Origin of the sequence: Pseudomonas sp. BSw22131, assembly GCF_026810445.1 — a bacterium.
In the GTDB taxonomy this organism is placed as follows: domain Bacteria; phylum Pseudomonadota; class Gammaproteobacteria; order Pseudomonadales; family Pseudomonadaceae; genus Aquipseudomonas; species Aquipseudomonas huanghezhanensis.
The window spans coordinates 3,786,865-3,800,876 of record NZ_CP113949.1; the positions used below are offsets into that span (position 1 = coordinate 3,786,865).

Consider the following 14,012-nt stretch of genomic DNA (forward strand, 5'->3'; position numbering starts at 1 on the left):
GATTCATCAGCGCTCGATAGAGGTTTTAGAAGGCTAGCGTCAGACCGACGTTAGCGCCCCAGGGTTGCTCGACATGTTCGCCTTTCATGTAATCAAGGTCGGCGTGCAGTTGAATTCGCTTGGAAAGCGATACGGCAATCCCGCCGCCAAGTTCTACGCGAGAACCGGACAGGTTGTTATCGAACCGGGTTTCATTGACTTTCACATCATTGTTGCGAGCAAACTCATGCGCCAAGGCAACACGAACGTACGGCTGAACAACGCTGCCATCCTCAAGCGTAAAGTTACGACCCGCAGTAGTCCCGACTTTGCCCAGCAGAGACTTCGCGCCACTGTTGCTAGCCTTCAAACCATTATCCAGCCGGTAGCTGTCCCCGCCGACCAGCACGCCGGACAGCTGAGTGTACGGTTCGACGAAGTAGTCATCCGCCAGTTTGATGTGCTTGCCAACCTCCACCGAACCACCCACGCCGGTGTTGTCGTAGCGACCTTTGGTTTTGCTGCCGTCACTCATCGCAACCTTCGCTTCATTGCGAAATTTGTTGAGTTTGAGCACGCCGTCGACGTAGTAACCGTCGTCGGACAACCACGTGCCGTAACCCCCGAAGTAGTAACTGTTCACCTGGCCGGTTGTGCCACGGCTCAAATCCAGATCAGATTTGCTGTAACCGCCCATCACACCCAACACCAGACTGCCGTTGCCGACCGAAATCGGCGCATCGGCACCCAACGACAACCCTTGCTGCTTCTGCTGGTAATCGACCCCTGTGCCCGTATTGGCATTGAAACGATTGCCATAGGCTCTGATCCAGCCACTCCCCTGCTCCTGCCCACGGACCTCACCCATGCGGCTGCGCAACGTCGTCAACTCACTGTTCCAGATCGCAGGCGCCGCGTTGAACAACGCCAACGCGCTTTGCGTCGACGGACTGATGGTCTTGCCCTCACCCACGATGAACCAGTCGTTTTCCTGCTTCTCGAGCAAGTAGGAATAAGCGCCGAGGTCGACACGATTGCCGATCAAGCCGAATTGAGCATCACCGCCTTCGGTGTGGACGATTCGTAGCGGTTCAAACTCAGCGGGTACCGCTTCAACGCCAGTGTTCTGCACATTCAACAGGTGCTGTCCTGTGGCTTGCCCGTCTACCTGAAGCAGGTCGCCTTGAGCATTGTCCAGGTTGATGCGCATGTCGAAGGTGCCGTTGCCAGCGAGTTCATTCAGCGAGAGGGTGTGAAAGGCGTTGCCGGAAAAGCTGACTCGACCTCTTTCCAAGGTCAGTTTCTTCACATCACTGTCACCGATCAGTTGCCAATGGGCGCCAGTGGATACCGCCATGTCATTCCCATTGGAGACGTTACCGGTCAACAGAGTGTTGTTTCCCAATTCTAAATCCAGCTTGCTACCGCCATCGGCGATTAGATTACCCATAAGCCGGCTGCCGTCGACGGCGAGATCCAGTTCACTTTCACCAGAGACCTCCACCAGGTTTCCATTCCCGGACAACAATGAAGCATTGTTTTTAACGGTAATGGCCGCAATTGCTCCTTTGCTTGATACACCAAGGACCTTGATGGACGGGCCGTTGATCCCTTGAACAATTGAGTCGTCAATATCGACGAAAGTGGGCAAATTATGCTGGGGTCCGCCGCCAGGCAAAGCACCCACTGGCCGAATTCTGAGGCCGATATCTTCACCTGTGATCAAGCTTTTCTCTTTAATCGTTATCCTTGAGGTATTTGTGTCAACCCCCATAGCTTCACCGACAGCACCACGCGATGCTGTGACATTGCTACCACTCAAAGACAGCAGGCCCTTGGCCGAAAACAGACCGGTTCCAACCCCCGAAATGAGACTATCGGAAATGATAACTTCGGACCCTACCGAGACAGCCCCGGGGCTTCCCGCCTCCAGTCTTAGACCTGTGCTACGCGAACTGCTAATTCGAGTTTTGTTTGCGATGAGCTTGCCACCGGTCAAAGTCAATGCAGGAGAAGAATAGATGGAATTATTTCGCGCATCGTCCACAACTGCCTCACTCAGGTAAACAGTTGCAAAATTCCCCGCAACACCACTCACTTCAGCACCTTCGACGTTCAAAATCGAGTGAGGTAGCAAGCGATACAACATCCAAGTCGACTCATTTACATTCAGCGTTTCACCGGAAGCAACATGTACATACTCAAGACTTGTGGTACGCGTCGGTTCTTCTCCCATTGCATATTCAATTGAAAAAAAACCGCCCATTATGCCGATAACGGTCACTTTCGTCATACGTCTTAAATCACAGTACCCACTCATTCCATTACCCTGATGACATTCAAATGAATGATCAGTGTGGACTGGCATTTTGGGTTAACGAGTACTTTCCACGGCATAAGCTATCGGCCACTTCCTAAATTTACGTCGTACTCATCCTACATGACAGACACTGGAAAGCGCCCGAACAAATCGAATCCAGCCTCAATGCTCTGACAACTCAGATCACCGCCATACCAGATTTGATCCTCCGCAAAAACCGAGAACTTTTTAAAAGCCAAGTTGGAAAATCCTCGCTGACAACACTTTCATTAATAATTATTTAACACCAGGCATTGACACAACCCTAATACTGATATTACTTGAAAAAGCGATCAGAAAAGCGATTGATGAGAATCAACAATATCTGATCGATGAAATGAAACTTAAGGCACGCCATCACCGGGCGTCACAAAAAACTTAATAAAAGCGACCACTTTTCAGGCCGAAGTTCTCGGCTGCTTAAATATGGAGAAAGGCTATGTGCAACTCACGCAACCCCCGTTTACTGATTACACGTCCTCGCAAATCAAAGCCTCGTGATTTGAACCCACCGACCATCCCATTGGCTGATCCAATTGATGGATTATTGACTCTGGAAGACTTGCAGCAACAGGTCACTCTGTCTCTGACTGTTTGGGACGACGCCCTGCCGGGCGATACGTATAAGCTCCGGTGGAATAACGAACCCACCAATGTCTTTAAGTCGATTGCGGACGACGAATTGCCTGGCGATCTATTGTCGTTGGTAATTCCCGCATCATTACTGGTTGATGGCGTCCATCAGGCGGGATACACCGCGCGCAGTTCCGATGGCGGTCAGGAAGGCGAGTCGCCGGATACTCCGGTGATTGTAGATCGCACGGCTCCTGGCGGGGATCTGCTAGCAGCGTTGGTGTTTCCTGCTGTAACGCAAGACGGAATGCTTACATCTGAAGAGCTGAAGGCTTTGGGCAACGTGCTCACGGCAGAGGTACCCGGGTATACAGGTATCGCCTGGGGCGACCAGATTCGGTCGTTCTGGGGAGCAGTTCCAGGGCCAGAGCACACGGTTATTGAAGAAGAAGTCACCATGAATCGGGTGATGCTGAACTTTTCGCGTGCGTTTCTTGAAAGCCTGGGTGATGTCACAGATCCGGTCTATTACACCGTGACAGATCGTGCAGGCAATGAATCAATTCATTCGCTGCCCAAGCGATTCCGCTTATTCCTGCGCGATGTTCCCCAGGACTTCCCGGCCCCTCTGTGTGCCCAGGCCGATGACTCAGTCATTGATGATTCCGATGCACGTGCTGCTGTCCTGGTGGAGATCCCTCATTACCCGGATGCTCAACCCGGCGACAAAGTCATGCTGTATTGGGGTGAAACAGCGATGCCCGAGGCTACGTTATTGAGTGGTGATGAAACTCAAAATCCTATGTTAGGGATAAATGTGCGTTACGCAATCATTGCCCTGCCAGGCGACGGCCCAGTATCCCTGCGTTACGAGGCCCGCCGCAATGGCGTGCTGATTGGCAGCTCGCTGCTGCTCGATGTAAACGTCTATCTTGAGCTGCCAGGGCCCCAAGATCCGGACCCAGAAACTCCAGAAAATGAAGCCCTGGCACTACCTGTCATCAAAGGAAGCAGCGACAATGCTAACAATGAAGACAACGTTATTGATGAAGACGATTTTCTTCTGGAGGCTCATGCAACTGTTCAATGGAACGATGAGTTTGCCGTCAGCGACGTTATTCGCTTGTACTGGGGATCACAAACCGCGCCCGTTGTATTTCCGATTAAATCGACCGACCTTAATAAAGATTTAGTACTCACTATTCCGAACCAGCTGATGGCGAACGAAGGATCAGGTGCTTTGATCAAGGTCTTCTACACAGTGACTCACAACGGCAATCCAAATACCTCCCGCTCTGCGGAACAAGGTGTTGTCGTAAATGCTAAAGGCGACCTACCGGGGGGTGTCGACGGCTTAGCTGCTCCGATTTTCTCCAATGCCAACGCTAATAACGCAATTAGCCCGATTCTAAGTCCAGATGGCACACCTATTAAAATTATGCCATACGAGCATATTGATAAGTATCCGCGAGTCACTCTGGTCTTCCATGGTTATAACGCTGCAAATGGAAACGTACCGGTTCCAGGTGCAAGCCTCGAAGAGACTCATGTACTTGATGAGTTCGAAATGATCAGCGGCTACAGTTTCCGAGTGTCGGACAGACAACTTCGATTGATTTGCACAGGTCGTGCTGAGGCTTACTACCGCGTCGAAGGCCCTAATGGGCCAGTCAATTCCAAGACTGCCCCGGTGCTTATCCGCATGGCTACGCCTGGCCAAGGCTGCTAACTGAAAGGAAGCGGGCCTGAGGGCTCGCTTTCAATAAAATAACAACCAAATTGAAAAAACACTTTATGAATAATATAGATAAAACACTTTTGCCTGCACCTGCGATGCAGAACCTTCACGACCCAAGTGGCATCGGTTACGCCGATACGCTTGACCCGCACGTGCCCCTATCAGTACGTGTTGGACCTTACGTGACGATCGCAGAAGGCGACATTATTGATCTTTATTGTAACGGCCAAATTGCGGCTAACTATACAGTTAAACTTGATGACCTGACCCCAGAAACACCCTCTTTCGTTGTTCTCCAACTTGATCAAAAATTTATTAGTCCGACGAATATAAACCTGCACTACAACGTTACCGAACCGATCGGAGGGCTACAGAATCAATCATCGCAGCTCTCGGTGAATGTGAAGTTGACCTTGCCTGGCGGCACCGACATCAACCCATCTACACCGTGGGAGAATGAAGCATTGGCCCTGCCGGCCGTATACCCCGCAGGCATCATCACTTCACCAGAAAGGGTGACTGTTGAGTTGGCGGCCTATGTGAACATGAGTGTCGGCGACCGAGTCACACTTTCCTGGCATGGCGAACTTATCATGAAGGCAATTGAGCACGAGGACGATCTGGGCAAGCCAATTGTTATCCCTGTTAGCAAGGAAATTATTGAGCGCGCAGGCGACTCCGACATGATCGAAGTTCGGTATGAGGTCCGGGACCTAGTCAACAACTGGTCTCGATGGTCACTGGCGACCTACGTGGACGTTGAGGCAGGACAATCTGCTCTATCCGCGCCAGTAGTCCCCCAAGCACCAAATATGGAACTAGACCTTGACAGGATACATGGGAACGCCGTACAGGCATTGATCTTGTCCCAACCGGAAATCGCCATAGGCGATGAAATCACCCTAGTTGTATCGCGAAGCACCGCCGAAGGCCTGCCGCTGGAACCCTACACAGACTTAAAACGGGTTGAGAATACGTCAAGCTTCATTGACTTCCTGATCCCTAACCAACAATTCCAACCCATCACTCAAGGCCGGGCACTGCTCAAGTACATCGTTAACAAACCCTCAGGGGAAGCGCTGCGTTCAAAGAGTCTGCCGCTAAAAGTCATTGGCAGTGCCATGGAATTAGCGCTGCCCCGTGTGCCTGTCGTAGAAATGAATAACGGCGTACTGGACCCGACGACCAATAATGTGATCGTTGAAGTGCCGCCTTACTATTTTATGGGCAGTGGCAATGACGTGACACTGGTATGGATGGGTAAAAATGCCAGTGGCGCAAACGTCATGCACGAAGAGGTGAAGAACCTCAACAACAGCGACGTTGGCAAATCCGTGAGCTTTCTGATTCCCGATCAAAAAGTCAGCGCTCTCGCGGGAGGGACACTTGAGATTTATTACAACGTGACCACCTTCTCTCGCGCCTTCTTCAAATCGCCAGTCCTGCAACTGACCGTTAGTGATGACAGCAGCGTTCCGCTGAAAGCCCCAACCGTTGACGGCGTCGAAAGCGGCGGCGTGCTAGATCCCAGCGACATTGTGCTGGAGGCGATAGTCCGAATAGAGCCATACGCCATGTCTGTCGGAGACAAAATTTCGCTCTATTGGGACGGGCAAGGCTCCAGCGGCACTTACAGTGATTCGACGACAATCAACAGCGGCACGGTAGGCAGACAAGTCGTTTTTCGAGTTAATAAGACGTACGTCGACGCCAACATCAACAACAGCGTTGTAGTGTGGTACGAGGTAGACCGTAACAACCAAAAGTTCGTGTCTGAACAGTTGCAGTTTTCCGTGGGCAATATCGTTTACCCCGATATTCCGGATCCGACGGTAAAAGAGTCCGATGGCTACACCCTCGACCCTGCAAACACCATCGACGGAGCAACGGTGGTAATTGACGCCAGCGCAATGCTCAAAATTGGCGACACCCTTCAGGTAAGTTGGAACGGCCCAAAAGGCAGCGACCAAAAAGAAAAAGTCATCACCCCCACCGAGGCCGGCCAGACGCTGGAAGTGGTTTTCGCCAGCGCCCTGGTCAGTGTCAACGACGGGCAAACGGTGCAGGTGTCTTACAGCGTGACTCGCGCCAGTGGCATCGTTCAAGAGTCGGCCGTCGTGGCGCTGAAGGTGTTGAGCGCTGTGCTGGAACTGCCGGCACCGACAATGGACACGGTGGGGCCCGATGGCATCGTTCGGCCTTCGTTGATTCCCGATTCGGGCGCAACTGTGCGGGTCAACTATCCGGGCATGACCGAAGGAGATTTGGTCATGGTCCGCTGGATGGGCAATACGCTGGAGAGCACGCCTGCGCAAACGGTCGGGACCGAGACGACGCTGACGTTTAGCGTATCGAAGGCAGCGATCCTGGCCTCCGAAGGCAGTGCTGCGGTAGTGAGCTATTTTGTACAGCGCCAGGGTGCGGACCGTGAATCCGAAAAGCTGGCCGTGACCGTGTCATCTGCACTGGTGTTCGACACCTCGCCAGTGGTGCTGGGTGGCAAGGTTTACCTGTTGCCGGGCAATCCCGATCTGCTGCCCACCTTTCCGCAAGGCACCACGGTCAAGCGCATGGCCGAAGGCGGTCGACCGCCCTACGTCTATAGCTCATCGGACACCAAAGTTGTGCATGTCGACACCGACGGTCTGGTATCGGTACGAGGTAATGGCGGCGCTTCGATTACCGCCACGGACGCAGCGGGTGAAACCAAGGCCTACAGTGTTTCAGTGACAGGCGTGATCCACTGCATCGGCGTGGGCGCAGGTAACCTGACACAGCTGTCCAATGCGGCGTCCAACATCAACGCGCAGATCCCCAGCATTCAGGCGCTGATTGAAATCTATAACGCCTACAAAGGGCGGTGGCCCATGGGTAATGGCCTTTACTGGTCTTCGACGGTCGCCAAAAATGTGCTGGGCGCCAAGTGGTATTACGCGAAAGACCTGGCCACCGGAAAGGACTTCAAATACCTCCACATCAATGCCGCACTGGGCGTTGCCATTCGATAAACGCGGGTCTTTGACTCAGCGTCTGGCCGGCTGAACTGGTCAGCTTCCCCCAGGTGCCGGCGTCATGGGTAAGTGCGGGGAATGTTCAGATCCGGAATACTGAGCGACGCTCACCAGTGAACGTGGGCGTCGTTAATCCCGTAAAAAGCGGGCGATCTGTTCAGCAGCCCTTTGCAGGCACTCATCCTGAGTGACACCTGCGACCTTCAGGGGCTTGAGGTCGTGGTTGGCTGTCGGCACCCATTGCACAGTGATCGCACTCGACAATATGTAGCCCTCAACCGCCTCTCGATTACCCAATGCGTCCCGTTCGCCCTGAATGATCAGCGTCGGCGTTTGCAACGGCTCGAGGTGCGCAACCCTAGGTTTCTCAGGCTTACCCACAGCGTAAAACGGGTAGCCAAGACACACCAGCGCGTCCACCTGCAACTCGTCTGCGATCACGCTGGCCATCCGCCCGCCCATAGACTTGCCGCCAATCGCCAATCGCCCACCTACGTTATCCCGCAGGGTTTGGTACACCTCGCGCCAATGCTCCAGCAATCTGGGCTGCGGATTGGGCGGACGCCTTTTGCCATCGATCCGTCGCTGAGCCATATAAGGAAACTCAAAGCGCATGACACCTACGCCCTGTTCAGCGAGGCGTTGCGCCATGTCGTTCATGAACTCACTGTCCATTGGGGCGCCAGCGCCATGGGCCAGGATCAACGTCGCTTGATGACCCGCTAGCGCCTTGGGCGCGCTCCAGAGCCAACCCTGCCGAGTCGCCAATGTCGCGCACTGGTCCATATCACTGCTGTTCTTTTTAACCACGCCTGCCTCTTTATTGATGACTGTGTGTTGCGATGGGCAACCCCCCACCCAAAGCGGCGATTATGCCCAGCCAATGCCGCCTGCGGACAGCAAAGGTTCAGCCAGGCCTGAGTACGCTGCTTTGGCACTTCGGAAAGAGACAGCCAGGCTCTGGACGCCCCAAACCTCACGCAACCGGGCGGCTCCACTGGATGATCTTTGCTCCGCCATCGCAGACTATCGTTGCAGTCGCGAGGGTCATTTGCCTGCTCGGGCCACATTTTTATGGGCAGTGATGAGTGCAATTTGCTACGTCTTTTGTATACATTTATCGAAAAAGGCTCCGCCTAAAGTTCATGGAAAGTAGGCGCAGTATCGTTTCAGCATGGCCTGAAACCCCAAGACCCCGCACCTTGCAATGAGGTGCGGTGTTTCAGCGCTGCTGCGCGACGAAATGTCGCAGCCGTTATGTATACGACTTCCAACGCTTTCATTTCACGACTAAGCTGCGCGGGTAATGGACTGGCAGCAGCTGGCCACAGGCCTGGTGAAAGATTGTGTACGGCATTCACGGTGCAGCTTTAGCACCGCATTCGGTCGGCCATCGAAGCCTGACTGTATCCAGAATGCGGGACCGGATGTGCGACCCTCACACTCGACCTGTCTCCCCGGCCTTTCGGTCCGCCCGGGCATTTTCTCTTTGCGCGTTACAGCGTCGGGACTGTGCTTCGCGGCTGCATGATCAGTATCGGCATGACACGCTGAGCGCCAGGCGCGCAGCGAAACGTCTGCTCTTATTCCATTGTGCGGCCAATGGTTACCTCTAATAAATATCCAGACCGTGGAACCCTAGAATGAGCACAGCAACCATCCCGACTGCTTATAACTACAAGGTGGTTCGCCAATTCGCCATCATGACGGTCGTCTGGGGGATTCTTGGCATGGGGCTCGGCGTTTTCATCGCTTGCCAGCTGGTGTGGCCGGAGTTGAATTTCGGCCTGCCGTGGACCACGTTTGGACGGTTGCGCCCGCTGCACACCAACCTTGTGATCTTCGCCTTTGCCGGTTGCGCCTTGTTCGCGACGTCTTACTACGTCGTGCAACGGACCTGCCAGACGCGGCTGATCTCGGACGGCATGGCAGCATTTCACTTCTGGGGATGGCAAGCGGTCATCGTCGGCGCCATCGTCACCTTGCCGCTGGGCTACACCACCACCAAGGAATACGCCGAGCTGGAATGGCCAATCGCGATCCTGCTGGCGGTGGTCTGGATCACTTATGGGGTGGTGTTTTTCGGGACCATCGCCAAACGCAAAACCAGACACATCTACGTCGCCAACTGGTTTTACGGCGCCTTTATCATCGTCACGGCCATGCTGCACATCGTCAACCACATCGCTCTGCCGGTCAGCTTTTTCAAATCCTATTCCGCCTATTCAGGCGCCACCGACGCGATGATCCAATGGTGGTACGGGCACAACGCCGTGGGCTTTTTCCTGACCACGGGCTTTCTCGGGATGATGTATTACTTCGTGCCCAAACAGGCCGAACGCCCGATCTATTCCTATCGCCTGTCCATCGTGCATTTCTGGGCGTTGATCACGCTGTACATCTGGGCCGGCCCGCACCATTTGCACTACACTGCGCTGCCCGACTGGGCGCAATCGCTGGGCATGGCAATGTCGATCATCCTGCTGGCACCCAGTTGGGGCGGCATGATCAACGGCATGATGACCCTCTCAGGCGCCTGGCATAAGTTGCATTCCGACCCCATCCTGCGCTTCCTCGTGGTCTCGCTGGCGTTCTACGGCATGTCGACCTTCGAAGGGCCGATGATGTCCATCAAGACCGTCAACTCACTGTCCCACTACACCGACTGGACCATCGGCCACGTACACGCCGGGGCGCTGGGTTGGGTCGCGATGATTTCCATCGGTTCGCTGTACCACATGATTCCGAAAATCTTCGGCCGGCCGCAGATGCATAGCATCGGCCTGATCAATACGCACTTCTGGCTGGCAACCATTGGCACCGTTCTCTACATCGCCTCGATGTGGGTCAACGGCATTACACAGGGCTTGATGTGGCGAGCGATCAACGATGACGGCACGCTGACTTACTCGTTCGTCGAAGCGATGCAAGCCAGCCATCCGGGCTACATCGTCCGGGCGCTGGGCGGTGCGATCTTCGCCAGCGGCATGCTGTTCATGGCCTACAACGTGTTCCGCACGGTTCACGCCTCCAGCGCTGAAGAAGCAGAAGCCGCCGCGCAGATCGCTGTCGTGGGAGCCCACTGATGATCAAACACGAAACCCTTGAGAAGAACATCGGCCTGTTGTCATTGTTCATGGTCATCGCCGTTGCGATTGGCGGATTGACCCAGATCGTGCCGCTGTTCTTTGAGGACGTCACCAACAAACCGGTAGAAGGCATGAAGCCACGCCCGGCGCTGGAGCTGGAAGGCCGTGACGTATTCATTGCCAACGGTTGCGTGGGTTGCCACTCGCAGATGATCCGTCCCTTGCGCGCCGAAACCGAACGTTACGGCCACTACTCGGTGGCGGGTGAAAGCGTTTGGGATCACCCGTTTCTGTGGGGTTCGAAACGCACCGGGCCGGACCTTGCACGGGTCGGCGGTCGCTACTCCGATGACTGGCACCGGGCGCATTTATATAACCCGCGCAATGTGGTGCCTGAATCAAAAATGCCGGCGTATCCATTCCTGGTCGAGAACCGTCTCGACGGCAAGGACACGCCCAGGAAGATGGAAGTCCTGCGCACATTAGGCGTGCCGTATACCGACGCAGACATCGCCGGGGCCACGGCCGCAGTCAAAGGCAAAACAGAAATGGATGCGTTGGTCGCCTATCTGCAAGGCCTGGGCACTCTCATCAGAAGCAAAAGGTGATTGCCATGGATATCGGAATGATTCGAGGCCTCGGCACCCTGGTGGTAATGGTGGCCTTTATCGGTTTGGCGCTATGGGTCTTCAGTCCACGGCGCAAAGCCGAGTTCGACGATGCGACCATGCTGCCGTTTGCCGATGACCCGGAGGCGATCAAGCAGATGCAGCAGGCAAAAGCTGCCAGGAGCCGCAGACAATGAGTACGTTCTGGAGTCTGTACGTTGCGGTGCTCACCCTGGGTACGATTTTTTGCCTGGCCTGGCTGTTGCTGGCGACCCGCAAAGGCCAGCGCGCCGACGTGACCGAAGAAACGGTCGGTCACTCTTTCGACGGCATCGAGGAGTACGACAACCCGCTGCCCAAATGGTGGTTCATGCTGTTCATCGGCACCCTCGTTTTCGCCGTGGGTTACCTGGCGCTCTATCCCGGTCTCGGCAACTGGAAGGGCCTGTTACCGGATTACGACTACGCCGATAACGACAAAAAGGTAGCGTTTTCCGATGGCCAGCAAGGCTGGACCGGCGTGCACGAATGGGAGAAGGAAATGGCCCGTTCAAACGCACGATTCGGACCGATCTTCGCCAAATTCGCCGCAATGCCCATCGAAGCGGTCGCACGCGATCCGCAGGCCTTGAAAATGGGCGCTCGCCTGTTCGCGTCCAATTGCTCGGTGTGCCACGGCTCGGATGCCAAAGGCGCTTATGGTTTCCCTGACCTGACCGACGCTGAATGGCGCTGGGGTGGCGCGCCAGAAACCATCAAGGCCTCGATCATGGGCGGCCGCCACGCTGTCATGCCGGCGTGGCTTGAGGTGATTCAGGAACAAGGCGTGAAGGACGTATCGGCTTATGTCCTGACGCTGATGGACGGCCGCAAACTCCCCGCAGACGCCAACGTCGATCTTGCCAATGGCCAGAAAATTTTTGCCACCACTTGCGTGGCTTGCCATGGCCCGGAAGGCAAAGGCAACCCGGCGATGGGCGCGCCTGACCTGACGCATCCCGCAGCGTTCATCTACGGCTCAAGTTTTGCTCAACTCCAGCAAACCATCCGCTATGGCCGCCAGGGCCAAATGCCTGCGCAGCAGGAGTTGCAGGGCAACGACAGGGTTCACATCCTGGCGGCGTACGTTTACAGCTTGTCGCACGGAGAGCAGAAGCAGCAGCCCCAGTGATCGGGCCGAACCACAAAAACCAACGCCACCGCCGTGAGATGCACCGATGAGCGACCAGATCCCGGTACACAACGTCACACCGCAGGCTAAAACAGACGATGACCGGGTCGACCTCTACGCGTCGCGGGAGAAGATCTACACCCGCGCGTTCACCGGCATTTTTCGCACACTGCGCATGGGCGGTGGCACACTGTTGCTGCTGCTGTATTTCGGCACTGTCTGGCTCAACCGGGGCGGACATCAGGCAGTCTGGTGGAACCTGCCGGAGCGAAAGTTCTACATTTTCGGCGCAACGTTCTGGCCTCAGGACTTCATCCTGTTGTCCGGCATCCTGATCGTCAGCGCCTTCGGGTTGTTCTTCATCACAGTCTTCGCCGGTCGTGTCTGGTGCGGCTATACCTGCCCGCAAAGCGTCTGGACATGGATTTTCATGTGGTGCGAGCAAGTCACCGAAGGCGACCGTAATCAGCGCATCAAGCTCGACAAACTGCCGATGAGCGCCAACAAATTCGTGCGCAAACTGGCCAAGCACAGCCTTTGGCTGATCATCGGATTCGTCACCGGGCTGACCTTCGTCGGCTACTTCTCCCCCATACGCGAACTGGTCGTCGAATTCTTCACCGGCCAGGCCGATGGCTGGGCGTACTTCTGGATCGGCTTTTTCACCCTGGCAACTTATGCAAATGCTGGCTGGCTGCGCGAACAGGTGTGCATCTATATGTGCCCGTATGCGCGCTTCCAGAGCGTGATGTTCGACAAGGACACGCTGATCGTCTCCTACGACCCACGCAGAGGCGAGACACGCGGCCCTCGCAAAAAGGACCTGGACTACAAAGCGCACGGGCTGGGCGACTGCATCGACTGCACGCTGTGCGTACAAGTCTGCCCGACCGGGATCGACATCCGCGACGGCCTGCAAATCGAGTGCATCGGCTGCGCGGCCTGCATCGATGCCTGCGACGCGGTCATGGACAAAATGGAATATCCACGGGGCTTGATCAGTTACACCACCGAGCACACCCTTTCCGGGCAGATCACGCATAAACTGCGCCCGCGCCTGATCGGCTATGCAGTTGTGCTGCTATTGATGTCGGGCTTGCTGGTCGGGGCGTTTTTGATGCGCTCGCTGGTAGGGTTCGACGTCAGCAAAGACCGCGTGCTGTACCGCGAGAACGCCCAGGGGCGGATCGAAAACGTCTACAGCCTGAAAATCATGAACAAGGACCAGGTTGATCACACTTATTTGCTGGAGGCCAGCGGGCTGCCTGACATGGCGCTTCAAGGCCGACGTGAGATCAAAGTGGCGGCTGGCGAAATTATCGCGCAACCGGTGCAATTGTCGGTCGCGCCGGAGCAACTGCCGTCGAGTACCAATGAGGTGACATTCATGCTCAGGGACACCGATGACAGCAGTACACACATCCAGGCCAAAAGCCGATTCATCGGCCCACAAGTACGTTGAGTCACCCGTACCGAGAGAACAC

General features: G+C 55.2%; 9 protein-coding genes. 7 read left to right on the forward strand and 2 right to left on the reverse strand.

Going from position 1 to position 14,012, the window contains the following annotated elements:
• Nucleotides 1-25: 25 nt before the first annotated feature.
• A complete protein-coding gene (locus tag OYW20_RS17030; protein ID WP_268797110.1) occupies nucleotides 26-2,272 on the reverse strand; it encodes an autotransporter outer membrane beta-barrel domain-containing protein in 2,247 nt (748 codons plus the stop codon).
• A 505-nt stretch (nucleotides 2,273-2,777) separates the two neighbouring features.
• On the opposite strand from OYW20_RS17030, the gene OYW20_RS17035 reads away from it, so the two are divergent.
• Together OYW20_RS17035 and OYW20_RS17040 are read left to right on the forward strand one after the other, a co-directional pair.
• Nucleotides 2,778-4,640, forward strand: a complete 1,863-nt coding sequence (locus OYW20_RS17035; RefSeq protein ID WP_268797111.1) for a hypothetical protein — start codon at nucleotides 2,778-2,780, stop codon at nucleotides 4,638-4,640.
• Nucleotides 4,641-4,705: 65 nt separating this feature from the next.
• Nucleotides 4,706-7,657, forward strand: coding sequence for a hypothetical protein (locus tag OYW20_RS17040; RefSeq protein WP_268797112.1), 2,952 nt, complete (start codon nucleotides 4,706-4,708; stop codon nucleotides 7,655-7,657).
• 132 nt (nucleotides 7,658-7,789) lie between these two features.
• On the opposite strand, the gene OYW20_RS17045 is transcribed toward OYW20_RS17040, so the two are convergent.
• Nucleotides 7,790-8,446 carry an alpha/beta family hydrolase gene (locus OYW20_RS17045; RefSeq protein ID WP_268801168.1) on the reverse strand — a complete coding sequence of 219 codons (657 nt, stop codon included), beginning with the start codon at nucleotides 8,444-8,446 and terminating at the stop codon, nucleotides 7,790-7,792.
• A gap of 857 nt (nucleotides 8,447-9,303) precedes the next feature.
• On the opposite strand from OYW20_RS17045, the gene ccoN reads away from it, so the two are divergent.
• From ccoN to ccoG, 5 genes are read left to right on the forward strand one after another with little or no spacing between them, the layout of a single operon-like run.
• Nucleotides 9,304-10,746, forward strand: a complete 1,443-nt coding sequence (gene ccoN / locus OYW20_RS17050) for a cytochrome-c oxidase, cbb3-type subunit I (protein WP_268797114.1) — start codon at nucleotides 9,304-9,306, stop codon at nucleotides 10,744-10,746.
• Nucleotides 10,746-11,357 (forward strand): cytochrome-c oxidase, cbb3-type subunit II, encoded by a 612-nt coding sequence (ccoO, locus tag OYW20_RS17055; protein ID WP_268797115.1) that lies wholly within the window; start codon nucleotides 10,746-10,748, stop codon nucleotides 11,355-11,357. Before ccoN ends, ccoO begins: the two co-directional genes overlap by 1 nt.
• Before the next feature lie 5 nt (nucleotides 11,358-11,362).
• A complete protein-coding gene (locus tag OYW20_RS17060) occupies nucleotides 11,363-11,554 on the forward strand; it encodes a cbb3-type cytochrome oxidase subunit 3 (protein ID WP_268797116.1) in 192 nt (63 codons plus the stop codon).
• Nucleotides 11,551-12,528, forward strand: coding sequence for a cytochrome-c oxidase, cbb3-type subunit III (gene ccoP, locus OYW20_RS17065; protein ID WP_268797117.1), 978 nt, complete (start codon nucleotides 11,551-11,553; stop codon nucleotides 12,526-12,528). The genes OYW20_RS17060 and ccoP overlap by 4 nt, the downstream gene beginning before the upstream one ends.
• 46 nt (nucleotides 12,529-12,574) lie before the next feature.
• Nucleotides 12,575-13,990, forward strand: a complete 1,416-nt coding sequence (gene ccoG, locus OYW20_RS17070) for a cytochrome c oxidase accessory protein CcoG (protein WP_268797118.1) — start codon at nucleotides 12,575-12,577, stop codon at nucleotides 13,988-13,990.
• The last annotated feature ends 22 nt before the right edge of the window (nucleotides 13,991-14,012 follow it).